The following is a 22682-nucleotide window of genomic DNA, read 5'->3' as shown; positions in this document are numbered from 1 at the left end:
TACACCCGGCCATCGTCCCTCCTTGCACACCGCGATTTCCCCGGGATATACTAGGCGGTCATTTTTTTATTATCAGCAGTTTTTTGAACGTCGTCAAAGCGCGCAAGCTGACCAAGGGCCGCACATGGGTTCAATGCCCTGGGGCAATCGTGTAGCGATTGGGAAGGCCCGGAGGAGCGTTAAAGCCACCCGCTCCACCGGCGAGCATACGCCTGACGCTGATAACGAGGACATCGAGTCACCCCATCATCAATGTATTGGAGGTCAGGATGAAGGTACTAGTAGCAGTGAAGCGGGTCGTCGACTTCAACGTCTCGGTTCGCGTCAAATCGGACAACACGGGGGTCGACATTGCCGCAGTGAAGATGGCGATGAACCCCTTCGACGAGATTGCCGTTGAAGAGGCCGTGCGCCTGAGAGAGGCAGGCGTCGCGGGCGAGGTTATTGTCGTTTCGTGCGGCGTGGCTCAATGTCAAGAGACGCTTCGCACGGCACTCGCAATGGGAGCCGATCGCGCCATTCTCGTAGAAACGCAGACAGAGCTCCAACCGCTGGCCGTTGCAAAGCTCCTGCATGCCCTGGTTGAAGAAGAAAGGCCGGAGCTCGTCATCGTGGGAAAGCAAGCCATTGATGACGACTCCAATCAAACCGGTCAGATGCTTGCCGCGCTTGCGGGGATCCCCCAAGCGACCTTCGCATCGAAAATCGCCATCGCAGGCGGCAAAGCAACCGTGTCTCGGGAGGTCGACGGCGGCACCGAGACGCTGACGCTCACCCTTCCGGCTCTGGTGACGACAGACCTTCGTTTGAACGAGCCTCGCTACGTGACGCTTCCGAACATCATGAAGGCGAAAAAGAAGCCCCTGGCGGTCACGACACCGGACGAACTGCACGTCGACGTCAAACCACGGCTCAAGACGCTACGCGTCGCGGAGCCGGCGAAGCGCGCGGCAGGCCAGAAGGTCGCAGACGTCGCAACATTGGTGGACAAACTCAAGACCGAAGCCAAGGTCATCTGAGACAACGCGGAGATTGATGACATGACCATCCTGGTTATCGCTGAACACAACAACGCAGCGTTGAATCCCGCCACGTTGAACACCGTCACCGCCGCGCAGAAGGTCGGCGGCGATCTGCACGTGCTGGTCGCGGGTCACAACGCGCAAGCCGCAGCTAGCGCCGCCGCGAAAATCGCCGGCGTGACAAAGGTGTTGCTGGCAGATGCCCCGCATCTCGCGGAGGGCATCGCCGAAAACGTCGAGGCGACGGTCCTTCGCATTGCGCCGAACTACACTCACCTGCTCGCACCGGCGACAGCGTACGGCAAGAACGTCCTGCCCAGGGTTGCGGCAAAGCTCGACGTCGCGCAGATCAGCGACATCATCGCTGTCGATGCCACCGATACGTTCCAGCGCCCCATTTACGCCGGCAGTGCGATTGCCACCGTGCAGTCGTACGATCCGATCAAGGTCGTCACGGTCCGCTCCACTGCGTTCGAGGCTGCGGCAAGCGAAGGCGGCAACGCCGCAATCGAGGTCATTATGCCGCCCCCGGCGACGGACCGCGCGAACTTCGTTTCGCGCGAAATCGCCAAGCTGGAACGCCCGGAGCTCACGACCGCGAGCATCGTGGTATCGGGCGGACGCGGCCTTGGCAACAGGGAAAACTTCGAGTCGGTGCTGACGCCGCTGGCCGACGCACTGAACGCGGCCGTCGGCGCATCGCGCGCCGCCGTCGATGCCGGCTTCGCATCGAACATCTATCAAGTCGGGCAGACGGGCAAGATCGTGGCGCCTCGCCTCTACATTGCAGTGGGCATCTCAGGCGCGATTCAGCACTTGGCCGGCATGAAAGACTCGCACGTCATCGTTGCGATCAATAAGGACGCCGACGCACCGATCTTCAGTGTTGCCGATTACGGGCTCGTCGGCGACCTCTTCGAACTGGTGCCGGAACTGGCGAAAGCATTGCATTAAACGGAAAGCGCCACTCTGGGGCAGGCATCGGCATGCGACCGACCTCACGCCGTGAGACGCCCGCCCTACCAATCTCTTTCACCGACGGAGTTGTTCGATCATGGCAGTTGACGTCGCCATCCAAGCTCAGGAACGAGAGTCGATGGCATACGATGTTGTGATAGTGGGTGGCGGCCCGGCTGGGTTGTCAGCTGCGATTCGTCTCAAGCAACGTGCCGCTGAGCTCGGCACCGAGATCAGCGTTTGCGTCCTCGAAAAGGGTTCCGAAGTCGGCGCTCATATACTTTCCGGCGCCGTGATGGATCCGCGCGCACTGAACGAGTTGATCCCCGATTGGAAAGAGAAAGGCGCGCCGCTGAACGTCGAAGTCACCGAAGATCGCTTTCTATTTTTGTCGGAATCCGGCGCGAAGGCCGTGCCGAACTGGGCGTTGCCGAACAACTTCCAGAATCACGGCAACTACGTGATCAGCCTTGCGAACGTCACACGCTGGCTCGGCCAACAGGCGGAAGCACTCGGCGTCGAAATATTCCCTGGCTTTCCCGCAGCCGAAGTGCTGTACAACTACGACGGCTCAGTGAGAGGCGTCGCGACGGGGAACATGGGCATCGGCAAGAACGGCGAGCCGACGGAAAACTTCCAGTTGGGGATGGAACTGCACGCGAAATACACGCTGTTCTGCGAGGGCGCTCGCGGCCACCTGGGTCGTCAATTACAGGACAACTTCCGACTCCGAGACACCTCCGATCCGCAGGTGTACGGCATCGGCATCAAGGAACTGTGGGAAATCGATCCGGCGAAACACAAGCCAGGGCTCGTCATCCATACCGCCGGCTGGCCGCTCGATACGCAAACCTATGGCGGCTCGTTCCTCTATCACGTCGACAACAATCAAGTGATGGTGGGCTTCGTCGTCGGCCTCGGCTATTCGAATCCGTTCCTCTCCCCATTCGAGGAATTCCAGCGCTACAAGACGCACCCGGAAATCCGCAAATTCTTCGAAGGTGGCAAGCGGCTGTCCTACGGCGCGCGCGCGATCACCGCGGGTGGATTGCTGTCGCTGCCGAAGCTGACGTTTCCGGGCGGCGCCATCGTCGGCGATGATGCGGGCTTCCTGAATGCGTCGCGCATCAAGGGCTCGCACGCCGCAATCAAGACCGGCATGCTGGCGGCAGACGCGGCATTCGACGCCGTGCAGGCCGGGCGAGAACACGACGAGCTCTCAGCCTACCCGGAGTCGTTCGAAAACTCGTGGCTTCACACCGAGCTCTACAAGGCACGCAACTTCAAGCAGTGGATGAGCAAGGGCTTGTACCTGGGCACGCTCATGGTGGGCATCGAGCAGAAGCTGCTCGGCGGTAACGTACCCTGGACGCTGCGCCATCGACATCATGATCACGAGATGCTCAGGCCGGCGTCCGAGTGCGAGCCCATCGAGTATCCGAAGCCGGACGGCAAGCTGACGTTCGACCGCCTCTCTTCCGTCTTCATCTCGAACACGAACCATGAAGAGAATCAGCCTGCTCACCTCACGCTCAAGGATCCGACGGTACCGATTAGCGTGAACCTTGCGACGTATGCCGGCCCCGAAAGCCGTTACTGCCCGGCTGCGGTATACGAGTTCGCGAAAAACGACGATGGCGGCGAACGGCTCGTGATCAACGCGCAGAACTGCCTGCACTGCAAGACATGCGACATCAAGGACCCGACCCAGAACATTGTCTGGGTGACGCCCGAAGGCGGCGGCGGGCCCAACTACCCCAATATGTGACGACGGAAACGCAATACGGGCCCGACACCTCCTCGAGATGTCGGGCCCGTTCGTCGGTGCGGTTATACGCCTAGCCATCCCGCGCCCAGCAGATCTTCCTTGAGGTTCTTACGTTCCTGGGCATACGACGCGTCGGCATCCGCCACGCCGCGAATGCGGATCTTCGACCTGAGCTCCTCGGAAATATGAGCAATGAGGCCAGGCATCGTCGACACCAACGCCAACCCAGTCATTTCAGCCGGCGTGAACTGCATCTGCGCCAAGATTGCAGCCATCAACCCCACTTCGTTGATCACGAGATCAGGCTTGTTTGCCTGCTTGATAAACGATGCATGGATGGCTTCGTACCAGTCGCACAGCTCGCCCCAGACCCCGTTCTCCTTTGCAATGGCCTTGAGTTTTTGCGCTCGCGGGTCCGTGTAGCGGAAGTTGGGATGCCCGAAGCCTGGGACTCGCTGCTGCTTCGCCCGAAGCTCCGCGACGATGACATCAGCCGCATCCGCCATCGAGCCGTCTTGCCGTTTGTATGAAGCGAACGTGGACAAAATGAACTCGCCGGTGGCGTCGGGCGCGAGCGTGTATTCGCCAGCCGACAGCACCGCCGTCGCCAAACCCGCCACCATCGATGGATTGCCGGAAACGCAATAGCGCGCGGCCACCGTGCCGGGCTTCTTTAGCGAATAGTCGAGCACCGAGCACAGAATCGCGTCCATCATTTTCGACTCGCCGGGTGTCGGCAGCCTGCCGCGGATCAGCAAATAGGAGGCCGACGCAAAGGACAGTTGCCCGATCAGCTCCCCCAAATCGTAACCACGAATGAAAACGCTCGATTCTTCAACGTGGCTGACCGACGATTCCCACGCCTGCTTTACAGAACTTGTCATTCCCTATCCCATCCCTCAGTTTGATTGTCCGATCCTATGTGCCACGGTTAGTCGCCGTCCCAGCAAATAGACCCATAAGGATTAAAATATACTTCCTGGACAAATTTTTGTCCATATAGTCTATAATCGGCTGGACGGCGCGCCAAGACTTCTCTCGTCAACGTAGGGGCAAACAATGCTTACGGCAATCAATCAGCCCGGGATCTCCTATCCCGGCATTTCACAAGCGATTCAGGGTTCCGGCGACGTCCTGGTGCTGGGCGGCCACGTCTCGTCAGACGAAAAAGACAATTTTGTCGATGGTGACTTCGAAACGCAGGTGCGAAACACGTTCAGGGCGCTCGAGCGAACGTTGCGAGCCGCGGGCGTGGGCTTTGAAGCGGTCGCCCGCTTCACCTACTACGTCCCGGATTTCGAAGAGCGTCTGCTCCCGGTCTTCAAGCGGGTCCGGGCGGAGTTCATCACCGGTCAAAATCCGCCGGCGAGCACGTTCATCCCCGTTGCGAAGCTCTTCGATCCGCGAGCACGAATCGAGGTCGATGGCATTGCGGTCGTCCCCAGCAAGACTCGCATCGGCTAAACGCCATATCAAAAGGAGGTCGGCCGTGCCGTCAAGACATCTCGTGGATCCGGAACTCAGTGCGCTGATTGGGGAAGAGACTTCGTCCCCGGTGGATCTCAGCACGCTGCCGCAGTCGCGGGCCGTGATGGCGGAAAGCATCGGCGTATGGTTTCCGCCGCCGCCGGATGGGGTGGAAATCGTCGAGCGCATGATCCCTGGGCCGGCCGGTGCGCCGGATGTGCGTGTGGTCATCACACGGGCAAAAGGGAGGCGGAGCGTTGGCCCGGCTTTTCTTCACATCCACGGTGGCGGTTACGTCATGGGCCTGCCGGAGATCAACCTTGCTACCGACGCTGCATATGCGCTCGAATTGGGCGCGACTGTCGTATCCGTGGGCTATCGGTTAGCGCCCGAGACCCCGCATCCCGGACCGGTGGAGGACTGCTACGCCGCGCTGCGCTGGCTCAACGTCGAGGCAGAAGCGTTAGGCGCCGACCCACGTCGGATCGTCGTTACGGGCGAGAGCGCCGGTGGTGGCCTGGCTGCGGCATTGGTACTCCTCGCCCGCGACCGAGGCGAAATCTCCGTCGCTTTTCAGCATCTGCTCTACCCGATGCTCGATGATAGAACGGCCGTGTGCGCCGAACCGTCGCCCCATCTGGGCCAGTTCGTTTGGACACCAGCGAACAACTTCTTCGGATGGACGTCACTGCTAGGCGGGCCGCCGGGTGGCGCGGATGTGCCGGCGTACGCCGCAGCGGCGCGTGCAGACAATGTCGAGAGTCTTCCGCCCACCTTCATCGCCTGCGGGGCGATAGATCTTTTTCTACTGGAGAACATGGACTACGCCCGCCGGCTGATGCTAGCGGGCGTGCCGACTGAGCTTCACATCTATCCGGGCGCCCCGCACGCTTTCGATCTGGTCGATACCGCTCAAGTCGCCCGAGCTTATATTCGCGATTCGATGTCCGCGCTGAAGCGGGCGGTAGGTGACTGAGCTCGCAAGAACGAGGCCGAGCTGCGCTCATTGCGCTCGGCCTCAGCTTGAACAACGCGGCCCTCGAACGTGCTCCCACTCGTCTATCCAGACAGTTACGCGGTAGTAGCTACCCTCGCGGCCTTCGTCGTGGTTTTGCGCGCAGTTGTCGCCTTGTTAGCGGCCGGCTTAGCGGCTTGAGGGACCATGTAACCGCTCGTCAAAATATCCACGTAGTAGTCGGCGATCTCCGGCGCGGAAATCGGACCTTGCTCCTTGTACCAGCGATACAGAGAATTGCACATCCCCAAGAATCCGGCGACAGCGATATTCGCGGGAATGTCACGGAATACGCCTTTCTTGACGCCATCCTTATACACGCCATTGATAACGGCATCGTATTCGCGCCGACGCTGGACATGCAGCTTGAGCTGCTTCTCGTCGAGTTCGCTCTCTTCGCGGTTGTAGATCGCGGTCCAATCCCGGCGCTCCATGACCAACAGAGCGTGGCCCTTCAAAAGCTCTTTCAGTGCGAGATCGGGAGGCAAGTTCTTCGCCACTACCGATGAAATCATCTCGAAGTAGCTATCGTAGATACGATTGAAAATCTGCCACAGGATTTCGTTCTTGCTTTTGAAATAGTAGTAAACCACCGATTTCGTATAGCCGAGATTCGCTGCCACATCATCGATCGTGACGGCGCGGAAACCTCTCTCCGCGAACAAAACGACGGCGGAAGCAATAATTTCGTCCTGTACGTAAGCCTGCTTCTTCGCCTTCAGCTGTTCTCTACGATCGATTTTCATAATGTTTTCCCAGAATCAGCATTAAGTTCTAGTTCGGTGCTTCGCGTCACGCGGAAACGTTCTTTGCGTCGGACGATTCGGTCAGCGTACGAACCCCCGACCGAACGGAATCGGGTATCGGTATGCTCTTTCTCTCTTTCAGATGAAAGTACACCGATGTCATCAGGAGCTCGGCGGCCAACTCGCCGCTTCGTGCCAGCAGTCGGTGCTTGGACTTGAGCGAGGTCCTACCGAGGTCAACGACTTCGCTCTCTACTGTGTAAAGATCGCCCACTCGAAGTTCCGAGCGAAAGTCGATCTCATAGCGAACGTCGGCCCAACCCTCATCTCTAGAATTTCGCCACTCAGGGTCATACCCGAGGCGCGACACGAGATGCCACATCGCTTGATCAAATGCCGCGATGTAATACTGGACTGTCATGTGCCCCATCGCATCCGTTTGCGACGGATAAACAACGCCATTGAACGTTGGGATTCCCATTGGTCTCCTTGATGGATACGCAGACGCCTCGCAGCTTGATGTATTGTCTTTTTTTTTGACCCACTAGTCAACCAGTTTGTCCGCGCCTTGGCCGCGTGCCACGGCGCCATCAGCGCGCACATGCAGCCAGGTGCGGCGCAGATGACGATTCCTGAGCGCCGCCGCCCACGCCACCGTACGAGCGGCGCCGCTCCTAGGTCAATAAGTCCTCGAAATACGCGCCGAACGGTCGCGTCTTATGTCGGATGAGCGTTTCCAGAATCCAGATGTTGCGAGTCGGCACGCCGTCCATCGACCGAAGGGTCCCGTGATACTGATGGGGAAAATCGCCCACCCGGTGGCCGGACATGACCGAATCGAAGATCCAACCCAGCTTGTCTGCCTCTGCCGCAGCAAAGTCGTAGAGCTCGACACCCGTCAATTCCCGCTCCCGCCACGCGTCCTGCACGCGGTTCCATAAGACCTTAACGTCCGTCTTTGCGCGCAACATTTCCTCATCGTTTCCGACCACGAACGTATCGCCAGAATCCGCTTCATACCCGTCCCATAACGGACCGATATCGAGCGTGAAAATGTCGTTCTCTCCCAGTACGATATCCAGCTTCGATGGTGCGCCATACTCGAGCATGGTGTTGCAGCCGAACCGGATGCAGATCGCGTGCCATCCCTGCAACAGCCCATGCTTCTTGAGCGTCTTGCGCGCAAGTTGGGTGGCCTGGGGTTCGGTCATTCCGGGCTCGATCGCGGCCGCGATGTCGTCGACGGCGAGCCACGTTCTCCTGCGAGCCTCAAGCATGCCCTCATGCCTGAAGGCTTTGCCGACGTGCTCGCTTTGAATTGGTGCGTTGTTCATTTCAATCCTTCAAAGCGGAAACTCGGCCAGGCGTGCCCGGTAGATAAACGGTTCGGGACTCGACGTCTCGGGTCAACTCGAACTGACAGGCGAGCCGATGCTCGTCGCACGGGGAAGGCAAGCATTCGAGGAGATCCTTCTCGTCTTCGTTCATTCCGCTGAGGAGCGCGGGCTCGACCCTGACTCTGCAGGTGCCGCACACCGCACCGCCGCCACAGTAGTGATCGAGATTCAGGCCCGCGCGCATCAGCGCCTGAAGGAGCGTGCATCCGCCTTCGGCATGCAGACGCCCTTCTACGGCACCCTCGAATTGCACGACGAAATCGACGAGGCTCGGGGTGCCGTCCGTTTGGGGCGGCTTTACGTTAAACGAATCGGTGAAGAAGCGCTCGCTCGGGAGGCCAAGGTCGCGGATCAGCTTTTGTTGTGCATGCGCGATCATGATCGGCGAGCCGCAGGCGTACACATCGAAGCTCCCGAGACTCGGATGGTCTTGTGCGACGCAATCCTGCAGATATCCGATTCTTCCCGACCACTCGCCTATCGGCGCCGCGGCGACCGGAACGAAGTGAAAATTTTCTCCCATCTCCGACCAACGACGAGCAAGGTCCGGGCGATAGACGTCGTGCTCGGTTTGCCCTCCCCAATACAGATACACCGGGGATCTGCGCCGCCACAACTCGTGTGTTTCGACCATCGACTGAATCGGGGAGAACCCCGTGCCGGTGGCCATCAAGACGACGGGGCGCTCGTCGGGCGTCGTCCACGCGAACTTACCCAAAGGGCCTTCGAGTCCGAAGACATCGCCCGCTCTCGCTGCCTCGAACAACCAACCAGTGAACTCTCCCTGAGCCTGTCGCCTAATGTGTAGTTGAATGCTGCTCGAGTCGCGTTCCTTGCTCGCAATGGAAAAGTACTTCTGACGGTCGCCGGTCCAGCGAATCGACACGAATTGACCTGCCTGAAATTCGAACGCTTGCCCGTCCATGAAGTCGAGATCGACGATAGCGACCTCTGGCGTCGGGAATGTGATGGAACGCACCTGGACGGCCCGGGTTGGGGGCGCGGTCCCATAATCGTTGCATTCCACGACCAAGTCGGACCGCGCGAACGTTTGACACATCAGCACACTGACAGGCTTACCGTCCCGCGAAACGATCTGTGTCTCGCCGTCGATGCTGTTCGAGAACGCGCCGTCGTGCACTAGCCCAGCACACTGTCCACAAATACCCCGACGGCAAGAATGGCTGACGGCGCTGTGTGCCTGAATCGACGCGCTCACGATGTCGACGTCGCCACGCGCCTCGAATTCGACGCCGTTGAGTTCGTTAACTATTTTCATGCAGATAAAAGGCCGAGAGGCTGGCTATAGACCCTCGGGCCACCCCCTTGGTGCAAGGGTAACCGAGAGCAGAACCACGACATCCTTAGACAAAACAGTGATCTCTGGACGAGTGGACTTCGGATCCAGGAACGAAGGTGGCTCTTTCGAACCAGGGGGAATTCCCTACCCTCCAGTACCATAAAACCAAATTTTCTCACTGACCAGTCAGTATGAACGAAAAATGGGCCACGTCAACCTTCTTCGACACGGCTGACGCGGCCGCACGCGTTCCGTCCGGCTAACTGGCATCCAGACCAGCCGCCCTGCCCGCCGCCTCGAGATCTGGAGGGATGTGCCTCAAGCTGGGTTATGCGACTACGGAACGAAGAACCCCACACAGGAGGGGCGTTTCTTTTCCCGCATCGATTTAGTGGCCTCAGCCGGCCGGATCTCGATAGTGCACAAACTTCGACATTTTCCCGATGCCCGCATTGAAGCAGTTGCAAGGATCTAGTTGCCGGTAGAACTCGGCAAGGGCGGGCTTCGCTGGATAGAGATGGCCGACGTTGTGCTCAGCCGGGTATTCCGCCATCCGACTGTCCAACAAGCTCCATATCTTGTGCTCGACGTCAACGCAATTACTCCCCTTCTTCACTACGTAGTCCTGATGGAAAACATGGCAAAGGAAGTGGCCGTAGTAAAGCTTCGTTGAGATCTGTTTGTCTATATCGGGCGGGAGCCTCTCGACCCAGTCCCTCTCGTTTCGACGCAAAGCGACATCGAGCGCCACGATATCCTCGACCTCCTCGGCATGGACGGCGCGATATCGCACGGCAGCGCCAGCCGCGGCAAAGCGAAGCAGAAAAGCTTTACGGCCCTCGTCGGCGGTGCACTCGAAGAAGGCTCCGCTTGCGGCTGAGAAGTACTTCTCAAGGAACATTCGAGTTTCGTGGACGCTTGCAGCGCTTACCTTCAACATCAGGTGGTGTTCGTAAGCGTCGCGAAATCCCTTGATACGATGCGGGACAAGGTTGGGGAGCAGTCGGCTCGACTTCTGCAAGAGCCGGTCTGTCGTATTCGGCGGAAATATACGCAATCGTTCGACGAACGCATCGAGACGGCTCTTGAACGCGAAAAAGGCAGGAACGCGTGGCGTACCCAGCCAATCGATAGCGATGAAAGTATCTTTCCCGTACGTCTCTGCAATGTCGAATGCGTCCCGGTGCAGGTATTCGCCGGAAATTGGCAGCAGCTCGAACTCGCGGAGGACGTGTCGCCGTATGTCGGTAAGCTCGGCTGGCTCGTTCGTTCCGATGTAGAACACCTTGGTATCGAGCTCGATCGGAAACGTGTCGAGGCGCACCGCAAAAACCATTAGCTTTCCCGCCGAACCTGACGCCTCGTGCAGCCGCTGCGGGTCTGCATTGAAACGAGCGGGCGTATCTGCATCCACGTCTCGCACATGTTCAGCGTAGCGGTGATCGGACGCCGCGCCAACGTCGTATCGCAGGTCCGAATCGGTGAACGCCTCACGGTCGAGGCGATCAAGAATCTCCGTTGCCTCGCTGCCTAGTGCGATGCCCAAATGATTCACGAGGTGCAATCCGCCATTGGCCTCTACTCTGGCGAAGAGCGCCAATTCCGTGTAAGCCGGCCCTCGGCTCACTAGAGCGCCACCCGAGTTGTTGCACACTCCCCCGAGAACCGATGCCCCGATACAACTCGATCCAATAACCGAATGCGGTTCGCGTCCAAGCGGTTTGAGAATATTTTCTAATTGATCGAGCGTAGCTCCCGGCAGGCAGACCACTTGCCTGCCCTGGTCGATTACGTAGATCTTCTTTAGCCTCGTGGTACTGACGATTATGACGTCGCGATCATAGTCGTCGCCGTCAGGCGTAGAGCCCCCTGTTAGGCCGGTGTTCGATGCCTGCACAATCACGATGACGTTCGCAGCGATACAAGCTTCGAGTACCTTCCATTGCTCGACAAGCGTTCCTGGCCGGATCACCGCTAGCGCGCGCCCATTTCCGAAACGGAAACCCTTGCGGTAGGCACGCGTAGCGAAATCGCTGGTCAAGACGTACCTACCGCCAACGACACGTCGCAGTGAAGACAGCAACGCCTCCTGGTCGTCGCCGGGTTCCTCGCAATTTGCTTCTCCGATGCGTTCCACTGGTCCCTCCTATTCGTGCATTGGGCGCTCGCTTGCATGCGCCAAGTGCCGAGAGCTTAGAATGCAGACTGGTATTAGTCCAATATCTTGAATGGCCGACTTCAAGACGAGAAAGATATGGAATTCCGACAGCTACGCTACTTCCTTTCGGTCGCCGAGCATCTCCACTTCACCGAGGCGGCGTTTCATCTGGGCATAGCCCAGTCAGCAGGTCTTGACACTCGAGCGCGAGATCGGGACGGCGCTTTTCGTCCGACACGCGCGGCGCGTTGAGCTGACCGAGGCGGGCCATCTCTTACGCGAGCGAGCGCAGAAAATCGTAAGTGATGCGGAGCAGGCTCTGGCAGACGCACAAAGTGCCGGTCGAGGACATATGGGCCGTCTATCTCTCGGCTTCGCAGGGTCAACGGTCTTTCATCCCGCCATGGCGTTGACGATGCAACAGTTCAGACGCACCTATCATCGGCAGCGAACCTCGTTTCTGCCGGCTTTGGCGTCGCCCTGGTGCCGTCCTCGATGCGTCAAGTACAGGTTGCAGGCGTTTCGTATCACGAACTGAGCGGCAAACCGCTGTCGACAGCCATCGCATTGATTTACCGGCCCCGCGAAGAGGCACCTACGGTATTGAACTTCGCCCGAATCGTACGCGAGTACCACATGAGCCATCGACTTTAGTTCGGGCCGGCGCCGCCGACTTCGCCGATTCGTGCGTCCGCGATGATTCACTCCCTCCTGGTTCAGTGTCCGTCGGGAAGCGTGTTGGGCGCGGGCGTTGTCGATACACCCTGTGCCAATGCCGCGGCTTCCTGCGAGCGCAGGGCGCGCAGATACCCATCGCGCTGTTGCAAGCGCGACCAGTAAGCTGACACGGCAGGTGTGAATCGCTCGGCCAGGCCGAGGTACTGCGCCAGCATCAGCGCATAGCCTACCGATATGTCGGCGGCGGTAAAGCGGCTGGCACACAGGTATTCCTGCTTGATCAGTAGCGCTTCGAGCGTGCGCAATCTGGCCATGAACCACTTCTTATAGTCTTCCGCAACGCCCGGCTGCCTCCGCGGTGGGGGCTCGAAGCGCGAGTAGCGCAGCACGAGCGTCTGCGGAAACGTAAGCGTCGCCTCGCCGAAGTGCAGGTAGTTGAGATAAGCCCCAAAATCGTCTTCTGAGGGCAAAACCTGTAGCGGCGTTGGCGCGTTGCGCGCGCACAGATATTGGCAGATCGCCGCCGATTCCGTCATGCGCGTCGAGCCGTCGACCAGCAATGGAATCGTGCCGAGTGGGTTGATGTCAAGGTACTGTCGGGCATACACGCGCGGCGGAAAAGGCAGCACCACCAACTGGTAGTCCAGCAGGAGTTCTTCCATCATCCAGAGCGGGCGGAACGACCGCGCGCTCATGCAATGGTATAGGGTAATCATGAGGCAGTTCGCTAAAAAAAGATGATGGGCGCAACGCTTCCGTAGCCTGGCTGATTGCTACTCGCGCAAAGCGCGCCGCAACATTTTCCCTGATCCCGTTTTGGGCAGATCCTCCACGAACGCGAGAAGCCGCGGGACCTTATACGCGGCCAGCCTGGCCCGGCAGAAGTCCAGCAATTCCTGCTCGGTTACCGTCCGGCCTTGCGCCAAGACGACAAAGGCCTTCGCCAATTTGCCTTTGAGCGGGTCCGCGACACCCACCACCGCAGCGATCGCGACAGCGGGATGTTCGCAGAGGACGCCTTCCAGTTCGGCGGGGTAGATGTTGAAACCACCGGTGATGATCATGTCCTTCAGGCGATCCACCATGTAGATATAGCCATACTCATCCATATACGCGAGGTCTCCGGTACGCAGATACCCGGCCGCTTACGGCCTACGGGTACCGCGACGAGGAATACTTCTTCCTCAAGATCCGCGCCGCGTTCCCCGGTAATCCGCGATGAACCCAATGTTTGTGGGCCTTTCCTGCCGTCGGTGTTTTCCCTGAACGCAAGATAGCGGCCAATTTGGATGGGCTTGACCAGAGCAGCACTGCTTGTCACTCAGCACTGCAGCGCTTCTTTGCAATTGGCATGATTCGCGCTGGCATCGCGAGCGTCCAAAAAAACACGCCACGAAGGACGCGCTTCGATAATCCTAGCAATCGGTCGCCTTATGCTGGTCGACGCGGCGCCATGAAGTACAACCACACCAGTGCAACACCATAGAGTGCGGGGATTGACGCGAAGAGGAGCTGATAGTTGTTGTGCGTAACCGTAAGCACATAGCCGACGATTTGCGTCATAAACATCCCTCCCACGGCCGCACACATGCCGCCAAAGCCGAAAACAGTGCTTGTCATCGACTTAGGCGAGAAGTCCATGACGAGGCTGTAGAGATTCGCTATCCATGCCTGGCCGGCTGCAAGACCAAGAGAAATCGCGAAGACGGCCGACCAAAGATGACTCGAGTTCGCAGCAGCGATACTGGTGACCGAAAGTGCACACAAAAGCATCGTAGCCAGGCGTGCATTTACGGGCCGCATGCCACGCGTAATGAGGAACGAGGAAAGCAGCCCTCCTCCGACACTACCGATGTCAGCCATCACATAGATGATGATGAGAGGCGGACCAATTTGCGTGACGCTAATTCCCAACGAATAGTGCTGATGGAGGTAAGCCGGCAACCAGTACAAGTAGAACCAGAAGACGGGAGCCGTCAGAGTAAACGCCGGGACAAAGGCCCACGTGCCTCGCTGCATCAGTGCTCGATAAATTGGCACTTTGGCTTCGGACCTTTCTTCATTGTCGCGGATGTACGCCAGTTCCTTCGCCGACACCTTCAGATGCTTCTCCGGGTCGAAGTAATACCGCAACCAAATGAGGGCCCAGGACAACCCGAGACATCCAATCACGATGAAGACAGCTCTCCATCCCCACGTGGTCAAAATCCAAGGCAAGAGGACCGGTGTGATGACCGCACCGACATGGGTCCCAGCATTGAAAAGGCCAGCCGCAACAGCCCGTTCCTGCGCAGGAAACCAAACACTCGATATTTTGACGCCTGCGGGATAGTTTGCTCCTTCACTGAAACCAAGAATCAATCGACACACCATGAAGCCGGCCACGGTCGTGGCGAAAGCGTGCGCGCCAATCGCAATGCTCCAAAGCAAGACTGCCAAGAAGAACACTCGCCTGACCCCAAACCGGTCGATAAGCATGCCTTGCCCGAAGTATCCGACTGCATATCCGGCCTGGAACCAGAAGTTGATATTCGCGTAGTCCATCGTCGTCCAGCCCAAAGCCGCACTGAGGATGGGTTGGAGAATTCCGAGCGATGCACGGTCTACGTAGTTGAGAGCGGTTGCTCCAAACATCAGCGCGAGCATAGCCCAGCGGATTTTTCCTACCGCTAGAGCCTGACGTAGCACGGCTATTTTCCGGGTTGTTTTGACTTGCGTACCGGGTGAATGGGTCGACGCCATAAGAGAGCTTCCAGTCAGATTGTGGACGGCTGGTGTGGCCCAGCCTGCCTCGCAGAATTTTTAGAGCTGTTGGACTCTGTCCTAGAATTTGGTCACGATGCCGACTCGGCCGCCAGCCTGGCGGTTGGTAGTCGATTGGAGTGCCAGAGCCCCTTGGTAGATATTTGCGTAGTTGGCGTCGCCGAAGGCCTGCTGCGCAACGACTACTCCATATACCTCGGTGCGCTTCGAAAGCGCGTAGTCGACCCCGAGAGCGACACGGTCATACTTCAACTTTTGACCCGAGTAGCTGATATGTCCGACCGTATAGAGGTTACCCACGAACAGCTTAACGGCCGGAGTAAGCATGTATCGCAGGGACACGTCATAGTTATCGTAGGCGACTTCTGACCTTGTTCCGTTTGCGTCGGAGTAATTCGACCGTGTGTACAGCCCCGCCAACGTAACGGCACCAAACGTATATGTCGTACCTGCTCCCCAGATGCTCACGTGGTCGGGATGACCGATGTAGCTAAAGGGACCAGCAGCACCAATAGCACCGCCGGTTGTGTTCGCGACAAAGTGACCATCGCCGCCCGTGAACAGAACTGCTGGTTGGTCAGCATAGAGGTAAGCAGCTGCGACACGTAGTCCCTTATAGACGTAGTCGCCACCGACACTCCAAAATGGCACTTGACGTGGGCCGCCGTCGACTTGAGAGCTTCTAAGCGCAGCCATGCCGCTGAATCTGAAGCCGCCTAATGTGGGGCTGGCATATTTGATTGCATTGTTGACTCGGAAGGAATTCACGAGGTTATCCACATCCGCGGGATGTGCCGCGAAAGTTCCCATCTGCGAGCTAGAACCGGCGAACTGCAGGAAATCGACCACTGAGTCATATTGGCGACCGAGCGTAACAGTACCGTATTTTGTCGAAGAAAGACCGACATACGCTTGCCTGCCGAACTCTAGGCCACCTTGCGCTAACGTTCCATTGGGGAGGTTGAATCCATTTTCGATTCGAAAGATGGCGCTCAGTCCGTCACCAAGGTCTTCCTTACCCAACAGCCCCCAACGACTGCCATAGATTCCCGTATATGTACCGTCCCTCATCGCCCATACTTTGTTCCTGGCAGAATTGTTGACGAAATCCATGCCCACATCAATGACACCATAAAGCGTCACGCTGCTCTGCGCGCTTGCGCTGCAGGAGAAGGCCCCGAGTACTAATGCGATACCAGTCAACGACGTCGCTTTCATCATCCGCCTCTTTATTTTGTATACCTAATTTAATATCCGGTAAGTCACGAACTTCACAGGCTCATCGTAAAAGCTCGCCCCCGGCTACCTCGGTTCTCGGCGTTGGAGGCAACGCCGGCTACGTTCAACTTCTCCTCGAACGAGCCTGCGCTGGGTTCACCCTTCATTGCGACCGCCTCCAGTACATCGTTCATTGCGGTCCTCTGAGCTATTTCACTAACGAGACCCATACGAAGCGGCAATGACTCGCAACAGTCCAAGTAAAGGTGGAACTAATTGCGCGTGACAGCATGTCCTTAATTTGACCGGCCAGACATGTAATTAGACCGCCCGGTCAGTATGGCGCAAACAAAAACCGTATCAAAATAGTTTTTCGAAGGCCTAGGGAAATTACCGACGAGTGCGGCATAGGACGTCCCTAACTCGCCTAGGAAACGAGGGTGACTAAAAACGTGAGTTGAGTCAGGAAGGAATGGAGCGAAACTTCGCGGAGAGCTTTCTGGGCTGAGCTGTCGATGCGTGCGAAGCGGACACGTGAACACTATCGAATCGGAATCACTCCCCGAGCGGTCGTCGTCGGCAACGCTACAGCGAGGAGTTCAAGGCGCAGGTGGTTGCTGCCTGCCAGGGAATCGGCGTATCGGTTGCCGCGATCGCGCTGGAACACAAGCTCAATGCGAATCTGCTGCGACGCTGGATCGCTCAGGCAGAAGGTCGACTTCCCAGGCGACCTCTGGGCCGTCCACCTGCTACGCCGCCGTCGCTGCCAGCCTTTGTGCCGGTGGCATTGGAAACGCCGCTGAGTCCTCATTCGCCAGAGATCCGCATCGAGGTACACCGTGGAGATCAGTCGATCATGGTGAGCTGGCCGGTATCCGAGGCATCCCATTGTGCCGCCTGGTTGCGAGAATGGATGCGGTGATCCGTGTCGACGAGATCTGGCTGGCGGTCGATCCACTGGACATGCGTGCCGGTTTCGACACGGCCCTGGCGCGCGTGGTCAGACCCGCATCGATCAACTCACTCATGAGGTCTCGATCCTCAAGCGCCATCGGTTCGGCCGGCGCAGCGAACAGCTCAACAGTGGGCAGATGAACCTGCTCGACGAAGCCATCGATGGCGACCTGTTTGCCATCGAGATGGAGCTCGGGCAGCTCGAGCCGACACGAGTTGAACGGCAACGCGAGCAGCCGAAGCGCGCCCCGCTGCCGCCGCAACTGCCGCGCACCGACAACTTTCAGCACCTTCGACATGTACTTGCGCTGCAGCTTTATCCGGCGGTCCAGCACCCTCCAACCACTTTGGATGCTCTACAGTTCGTCGAACGAGCAACGCGCTTTTAGTACCTTGAAGTTTCGCTCCGCCCGTGCACAACCAGCTCGCAAGACCAAGATGGTCGGGATGGCAGTGCGTAACAATCACTCGCAGGATGGGAAGCCCATCTAAACCTTCGGCGAAGATTCGTTCCCAAAGCTCCACCGTCTCAGCCGTGCCAGCCCCGCTATCCACGACTGTCCAACCGCGCACGCCATCAATCTGGTCGCGCGGTAGCCAGGGGTTGATGTGGTCCAGTGCAAACGGCAGTGGCATCTTGACCCAAGATAGGCCGAACGCTATCTCCATCACTTCCGCCGGTCGCGGCGATTGTTCAGTGAATGGTAGTCGAGTTGATGCCCAAACGGATTCATAGCACGGGACAGGAACTGATATTTGACAGTTTCGTCGTGAGGTCTTCGACGCGGGTGCCTATCGCTGGTGAAACACTGGCGCACGTTTTTCAAGAAACGCCCGCTTCCCCTCACCTGCGTCCTCTGTCAGGTTGAGTTCGGCCAGTCTGTCTGCCTCATACTGAAGTCCGAACTCAAGCGGAAGGTCGGACGCGAGCACGGCGCGCGTGATAGCTCGTACCGCTTGAGAACTGTTTCCCAAGAATTCAGCGAGGAACGCTTGGACACCGACTTTGGCATCCTCGACTACCCGATTCACGAGGCCAAACGCCAGCGCTTCCTCCGCGCCTACCAATCGACCAGTCAGCATCAAATCGAGTGCTCTCGACGGCCCAATCAATCTCGACAGCCGTTGCGTACCGCCAGCCCCCGGTAGCTGGCAGATTTTCACTTCTGGCAAGCCAAATTTTGTACTTTGCGACGCTATCCGAAACGTACATGCAAGCGCGAGCTCCGCCCCGCCACCGAGCGCGTAGCCATGCAAGGCGGCTACGGTCGGTTGCGCGAGTTCTGAAAGCCTCGTCAACACACCCTGGCGAAAACGAGCCTGTTTTGTCGCTTCAGCAACAGTAATACCAACGAACTCGGAGACGTCGGCGCCGGCGCTGAAAGCCTTGTTTCCAGCACCTTGGAAGACGACAGCATGAGTATTCGAATCCGAGTTAAACGTGTCGATAAGTTCGTCCAGCGCCTGAAACGCAGCTAGGTTCAGTGCGTTGAGCTTATTCGGACGATTGATGAGCACGTAGGCGATTGAATCTTCAATCGTTAGTTCAATTGACATCGTTCCCTCAAAATGCAGCGGCCCAACTTCCGATAACGACCGCCGTTTGGCGGCCGAGGGGAGCCAGTTAACTTGTCGCGGAAGCGGTCTCCACTTCCCACTGCCTTCTCAGCGCTTTCTTATCAATCTTTCCTGTGCTCCCGAGAGGAAGTGCGTCGCGGAACAGGATCTGTTTTGGAATCTTGAAATCAGCCAGATGGGTCTTCGCGAATGCTGCAAGCTCCTCCGCACTGATGGTCGAGTTGCGTTGACGTACGACATAGGCTATCGGCACCTCGCCATACAGTGGGTCCGGAACACCTATGACTGCAACGCTCTGAACTGCGTCGAGCTTGCCAAGGACGTTCTCGATTTCCAGCGGGGCAATATTGGCGCCACCTCGAATAATCAGGTCCTTCAATCTACCAGTGATGTACACATATCCGTCAGCGTCGACGTACCCACTGTCACAGTACGAAACCAACCATCCGTGAAGACGCTCGCGGTTAGCTCGGAAGCCTTGTGGTATCGCTTTAGCAGCGACGCTGCGCGCGCATACATTTCGCCAACTTCGCCGACGCCGCATTCTCGCCCTGCTTCATCGACGAACTTGACCTGTGCTGCCGGAGCCAGCTTGCCGACTGCGCCAAGCGGCAAAGGAGTCGCATCGCTGGTGTATTTGCCGGCGATTGGATAGCACTCGGTCATACCGAAGTAATTCTGAGGCGCCTTTCCGAACCGCTTCTCGAATCGCACAACCATCTCGGCGCGAAGTGGAGCGCCCGAGCAAATCAAGACCCGAACGTTCGACAGGTCGAAGTTTCGATTCTGTTGCTCTGAGTAGTCCAGCATCATCGAGTACATCGTTGGCACCCCATGGAAGAGCGTAGCCTCCGACACCACGAGGGCTTCGAGCACCTCTGCGGGATGGAATCTCGTGTTAAGAACCACCTTCATTCCAGCAAGCATGGGGACGAGGCCGGCGGTCGAGAGCCCAAGGAGAAAACCCATCGGCGCTGCAACGACAGTGGTGTCGTCCGATGACAAAGACCAGAGCTCGGCCATTGAGTCTGCAGCACCGAGTTGCGCCTCATGCGTCAGGACCACTGCCTTCGGTTGTCCCGTCGAGCCCGACGTATAGATGATTAGCACGTCGTCCGAAGATGCGTTCGAGGCATTAGCGGATGGCTCTCCTGAAGCCGCTTCGCTCGCATCAGCAAGCTCCATGAGCGGACGCGAAAATCGACGAAGAGTTTCGCTTTGCGCGACTTCAGCAACGAAGTCGTCGTGGAACATGAACTTCGCGTCGCTATGCTCGAGGATGTACGCGACTTCGGACTCGGTCACATTGGAGTTAATCGGCACGAAGACGGCGCCGAGTTTCGCGGCCCCGAGGTAGGCCGTGAAATACTCTGGACGGTTTCGGCCATACATCGCAAAGGCATCCCCCTTATCAATGCCTAGGCGCCGCAGTCCTTTAGCCACTCGGTCCACTTCAGCGACAATTTCGCTGAACGTCCACGACTTGCTGCCAAACGTCAACGCCACCGCGTCCTGGCGCTCGGACGCGACCTCAGTCAGTCGCTCGTACAGCGTCGCGGCTTTCAGATTCTCGCTACCCGTAGCCTTCAATTCCGTGTTCAACTAGACGTGCAATATTGATTAACCGTTGTACCTATTGAACTCAATCAACGAATCTCACGACCTCTTCGATTGAAGCACGAGACATGCGGTAGCTGTTGGCAATGTGGTCGCCGTCGGGCCAGCCAATCGACACACCGCAAACGATGTGGTCGTCTTCAGGAATCTGCAGTTGCTCGCGGAGGACGTCGGCCCGGTAGGCAATCGACGCCTGAGGCACCGTTGCGACGCCCATAGCCTGCGCTGCGAGCATGAGATTGGTCACGTATCCCCCACAATCGAGCATTCCTCTCGCACCCAAGGACGCATGGGTAGTGATAAGCACAAGGTGCGGAGCACCAAAGAATCGGAAATTTTCGAGAGCCTGTTTTGCGGAAGCGGCCCGGTCGCCACGTTCAATCCCTAGAGTACTGTACAGTTGCCAACCGCATGCACGGCGCCGGTCTTGATAGACACCCGTGTAGGCGGCGATTGGAGCAATGTCGGCCACGGGCGCTGCACCACTGCTCGCTCGCTCATACATCGCGCGTCTCAACGATTCCAGAGCATCACCGCTAACGAGGGTCGTCTTCCACGGCTGAGTGTTACAGTCAGAGGCAGTGTTTTGTGCCAAGGTAAGCAGCCGAACGAGTTGGTCTCGAGGAATTTGGCCGGGCTTAAACACCCGACACGAGTGGCGCTCACGCATAAGTGAGGCAAGCGCCTCGAAACGCGCTTGATAGTCGATAGTATCTTTAGTCTGAGCGTGGTTCATGCTTTCATCCAAGCGGGGCAGCCAAGGGCCGCAACTGCAACGATATTTACCAACAAGAGCAACGCGGCCTCAGGGACTCGCCTGCGCCGAACTCCGCTTTGTACCCTTAACGGTTCGCCCAGAACCCCAAAACGCCTTCGCCAATCAAATAGTTTCAGATGCGGCGGTAGCAGCATAGGTTGGAGCCGTTCAGAAAACCCATGAAGTTAACATTTTGAACGATGGGTCAGTATGTCAGGTTTTATGGTATGTCAAAATAATCTTGCGGGGGCGGCCTCTTCCAGACTGCTTCGGTACCTTGACACACATGTCTGACCTATCGCCCTTCAGTGGGACTTCAAGGTAAGCACTGAACCCGCGGCCGTGACAACACGCTCCGCCTCGAGCGGTAACGCTCTCGAAATCATTGATTCGCTCGCTCCGAGGCACCATGGCACGTTAGCCAACGAAGTATCAGCAACGGTCGAATCTGCTCAATCAGGTCGACTGGAAATCAAAGTCATCCAATCCGAACAAGCTTGTGCTTGAACTGGTGACGCTGGTTGACATAGAAGTCCGTCGCCTCCTTAAGGTTAGCAATCTCTGCGTCGGTCAATGCTCGCACTACCTTAGCGGGACAACCAAGAATGAGGGACCCTTCAGGATAGGTCTTGCCAGCCGGCACGACTGCTCCCGCGCCCACTATGCAGTTCCGCTCGATGACCGCTCCATCCATGATAATCGCCTGCATGCCAATCAACGACTGCTCCTTAACCGTGCAGCCATGCAGCATTGCCTGGTGACCCACGGTCACGTTCGGCCCAACTTCTAGCGGAAATCCGTCATCTACATGAAGCACCGCGTTTTCTTGAATACTTGTCCCGGCTTTCACCGTAATTCGTGCATCGTCGGCTCGCAACACCGCGCCAAACCAGACGCTGCTGTTTTCCTCGAGAAGAACGTCCCCAATTATGTCCGCGGACTCTGCTACGAATGCACTTTCGTGCACGACCGGACGCAATTCCGCGAATTTGTAGACCGCCATTAAACCTCCGTCCGAATAGGACAATCACGCACCCAGACACCACATCCAGCGCGATATCGCCCACCTGCCGCTGACCAAAATACCATTCATACTTTTATTTTGACCATTAAGTCAGTATCGTCAAGTGTGCAGAGATTGTCAAATGGAACCGTATGTACAGCGGCGGGCTTTGTGGCGGCATCAGCGATGCATCGGCGAACGTGTCGACGGATGGCCTAGCCGGCTCAGGAGCTGGCTAATTGACAAGAAGGTTTCATGGTCGACGCCCTACCAATGGTAGGCAG

General features: G+C 57.8%; 21 protein-coding genes and 4 pseudogenes. 9 read left to right on the top strand and 16 right to left on the bottom strand.

Annotation, left to right across the window (positions count from 1 at the left end):
• The first annotated feature begins 269 nt into the window (after positions 1-269).
• From AC1Z3W_RS25145 to AC1Z3W_RS25135, 3 genes are all read left to right on the top strand, one after another.
• Positions 270-1019: an electron transfer flavoprotein subunit beta/FixA family protein gene (locus AC1Z3W_RS25145; protein ID WP_483508654.1), complete on the top strand. Its 750-nt coding sequence runs from the start codon at positions 270-272 to the stop codon at positions 1017-1019.
• A 21-nt stretch (positions 1020-1040) separates the two neighbouring features.
• The gene (locus AC1Z3W_RS25140) at positions 1041-1976 is read left to right on the top strand and encodes an electron transfer flavoprotein subunit alpha/FixB family protein (protein WP_483508653.1); all 936 of its coding nucleotides are present in this window, start codon (positions 1041-1043) and stop codon (positions 1974-1976) included.
• A 100-nt stretch (positions 1977-2076) separates the two neighbouring features.
• Positions 2077-3747, top strand: a complete 1671-nt coding sequence (locus AC1Z3W_RS25135; RefSeq protein WP_483508652.1) for an electron transfer flavoprotein-ubiquinone oxidoreductase — start codon at positions 2077-2079, stop codon at positions 3745-3747.
• A gap of 62 nt (positions 3748-3809) precedes the next feature.
• On the opposite strand, the gene AC1Z3W_RS25130 is transcribed toward AC1Z3W_RS25135, so the two are convergent.
• Positions 3810-4631 (bottom strand): citryl-CoA lyase, encoded by an 822-nt coding sequence (locus AC1Z3W_RS25130; RefSeq protein ID WP_483508650.1) that lies wholly within the window; start codon positions 4629-4631, stop codon positions 3810-3812.
• 175 nt (positions 4632-4806) lie between these two features.
• Here AC1Z3W_RS25130 and AC1Z3W_RS25125 point away from each other — a divergent pair, with 175 nt between their 5' ends.
• Both AC1Z3W_RS25125 and AC1Z3W_RS25120 read left to right on the top strand, forming a co-directional pair.
• Positions 4807-5211 (top strand): RidA family protein, encoded by a 405-nt coding sequence (locus tag AC1Z3W_RS25125; RefSeq protein WP_483508649.1) that lies wholly within the window; start codon positions 4807-4809, stop codon positions 5209-5211.
• A 43-nt stretch (positions 5212-5254) separates the two neighbouring features.
• Positions 5255-6190: an alpha/beta hydrolase gene (locus tag AC1Z3W_RS25120; protein ID WP_483508648.1), complete on the top strand. Its 936-nt coding sequence runs from the start codon at positions 5255-5257 to the stop codon at positions 6188-6190.
• 95 nt (positions 6191-6285) lie between these two features.
• Here the strand turns inward: AC1Z3W_RS25120 and AC1Z3W_RS25115 are convergent, their stop codons facing one another.
• From AC1Z3W_RS25115 to dld, 5 genes are all read right to left on the bottom strand, one after another.
• The gene (locus tag AC1Z3W_RS25115; protein WP_483508647.1) at positions 6286-6975 is read right to left on the bottom strand and encodes a TetR/AcrR family transcriptional regulator; all 690 of its coding nucleotides are present in this window, start codon (positions 6973-6975) and stop codon (positions 6286-6288) included.
• Between the two features lie 46 nt (positions 6976-7021).
• On the bottom strand, positions 7022-7456 hold the full coding sequence (locus AC1Z3W_RS25110) for an acyl-CoA thioesterase (RefSeq protein WP_483508646.1): 435 nt from the start codon (positions 7454-7456) through the stop codon (positions 7022-7024).
• A gap of 193 nt (positions 7457-7649) precedes the next feature.
• Positions 7650-8309 carry a M24 family metallopeptidase gene (locus AC1Z3W_RS25105; protein WP_483508645.1) on the bottom strand — a complete coding sequence of 220 codons (660 nt, stop codon included), beginning with the start codon at positions 8307-8309 and terminating at the stop codon, positions 7650-7652.
• Between the two features lies 1 nt (position 8310).
• On the bottom strand, positions 8311-9651 hold the full coding sequence (locus AC1Z3W_RS25100; protein ID WP_483508644.1) for a 2Fe-2S iron-sulfur cluster-binding protein: 1341 nt from the start codon (positions 9649-9651) through the stop codon (positions 8311-8313).
• Between the two features lie 418 nt (positions 9652-10069).
• Complete coding sequence (gene dld, locus AC1Z3W_RS25095; RefSeq protein WP_483508643.1) at positions 10070-11809, bottom strand: D-lactate dehydrogenase; 1740 nt, start codon at positions 11807-11809, stop codon at positions 10070-10072.
• 117 nt (positions 11810-11926) lie between these two features.
• Between dld and AC1Z3W_RS25090 the strand changes: the two are divergent.
• Positions 11927-12041: pseudogene (locus tag AC1Z3W_RS25090) on the top strand (LysR family transcriptional regulator); the annotation flags it as partial.
• 152 nt (positions 12042-12193) lie between these two features.
• Positions 12194-12484 (top strand): LysR substrate-binding domain-containing protein, encoded by a 291-nt coding sequence (locus tag AC1Z3W_RS25085; protein WP_483509592.1) that lies wholly within the window; start codon positions 12194-12196, stop codon positions 12482-12484.
• Between the two features lie 62 nt (positions 12485-12546).
• On the opposite strand, the gene AC1Z3W_RS25080 is transcribed toward AC1Z3W_RS25085, so the two are convergent.
• From AC1Z3W_RS25080 to AC1Z3W_RS25065, 4 genes are all read right to left on the bottom strand, one after another.
• Complete coding sequence (locus AC1Z3W_RS25080) at positions 12547-13224, bottom strand: glutathione S-transferase family protein (RefSeq protein WP_483508641.1); 678 nt, start codon at positions 13222-13224, stop codon at positions 12547-12549.
• 57 nt (positions 13225-13281) lie between these two features.
• Entirely contained in the window at positions 13282-13617 is a 336-nt protein-coding gene (locus AC1Z3W_RS25075) for an AMP-binding enzyme (RefSeq protein ID WP_483508640.1), read from the bottom strand.
• Positions 13618-13939: 322 nt separating this feature from the next.
• Positions 13940-15250 (bottom strand): MFS transporter, encoded by a 1311-nt coding sequence (locus AC1Z3W_RS25070; protein WP_483508639.1) that lies wholly within the window; start codon positions 15248-15250, stop codon positions 13940-13942.
• Between the two features lie 81 nt (positions 15251-15331).
• Entirely contained in the window at positions 15332-16489 is a 1158-nt protein-coding gene (locus AC1Z3W_RS25065; protein ID WP_483508638.1) for a porin, read from the bottom strand.
• A gap of 583 nt (positions 16490-17072) precedes the next feature.
• Here AC1Z3W_RS25065 and tnpA point away from each other — a divergent pair.
• Together tnpA and AC1Z3W_RS25055 are read left to right on the top strand one after the other, a co-directional pair.
• A pseudogene (gene tnpA, locus AC1Z3W_RS25060) lies at positions 17073-17411 on the top strand (IS66-like element accessory protein TnpA); the annotation flags it as partial.
• A 79-nt stretch (positions 17412-17490) separates the two neighbouring features.
• Positions 17491-17721: pseudogene (locus tag AC1Z3W_RS25055) on the top strand (transposase domain-containing protein); the annotation flags it as partial.
• Between the two features lie 121 nt (positions 17722-17842).
• Here the strand turns inward: AC1Z3W_RS25055 and AC1Z3W_RS25050 are convergent.
• The 6 genes and pseudogenes from AC1Z3W_RS25050 to AC1Z3W_RS25025 form a co-directional block, all read right to left on the bottom strand.
• Positions 17843-18177 (bottom strand): annotated as a pseudogene (locus tag AC1Z3W_RS25050) (MBL fold metallo-hydrolase); the annotation flags it as partial.
• Between the two features lie 58 nt (positions 18178-18235).
• A complete protein-coding gene (locus AC1Z3W_RS25045) occupies positions 18236-19000 on the bottom strand; it encodes an enoyl-CoA hydratase/isomerase family protein (RefSeq protein WP_483508637.1) in 765 nt (254 codons plus the stop codon).
• 67 nt (positions 19001-19067) lie between these two features.
• Positions 19068-19400, bottom strand: a complete 333-nt coding sequence (locus AC1Z3W_RS25040) for an AMP-binding enzyme (protein WP_483508636.1) — start codon at positions 19398-19400, stop codon at positions 19068-19070.
• Positions 19397-20623, bottom strand: coding sequence for a class I adenylate-forming enzyme family protein (locus AC1Z3W_RS25035; protein ID WP_483508635.1), 1227 nt, complete (start codon positions 20621-20623; stop codon positions 19397-19399). The genes AC1Z3W_RS25040 and AC1Z3W_RS25035 overlap by 4 nt, the downstream gene beginning before the upstream one ends.
• Positions 20624-20663: 40 nt before the next feature.
• Entirely contained in the window at positions 20664-21374 is a 711-nt protein-coding gene (locus AC1Z3W_RS25030) for a nitroreductase (protein ID WP_483508633.1), read from the bottom strand.
• A gap of 499 nt (positions 21375-21873) precedes the next feature.
• A complete protein-coding gene (locus tag AC1Z3W_RS25025; protein WP_483508631.1) occupies positions 21874-22398 on the bottom strand; it encodes a gamma carbonic anhydrase family protein in 525 nt (174 codons plus the stop codon).
• Between the last annotated feature and the right edge of the window lie 284 nt (positions 22399-22682).

The organism is Burkholderia sp. 10_S31, assembly GCF_056930375.1.
Note: the sequence above shows the minus strand (reverse complement) of the source record. Positions and strands in the feature narration are given on the sequence as shown.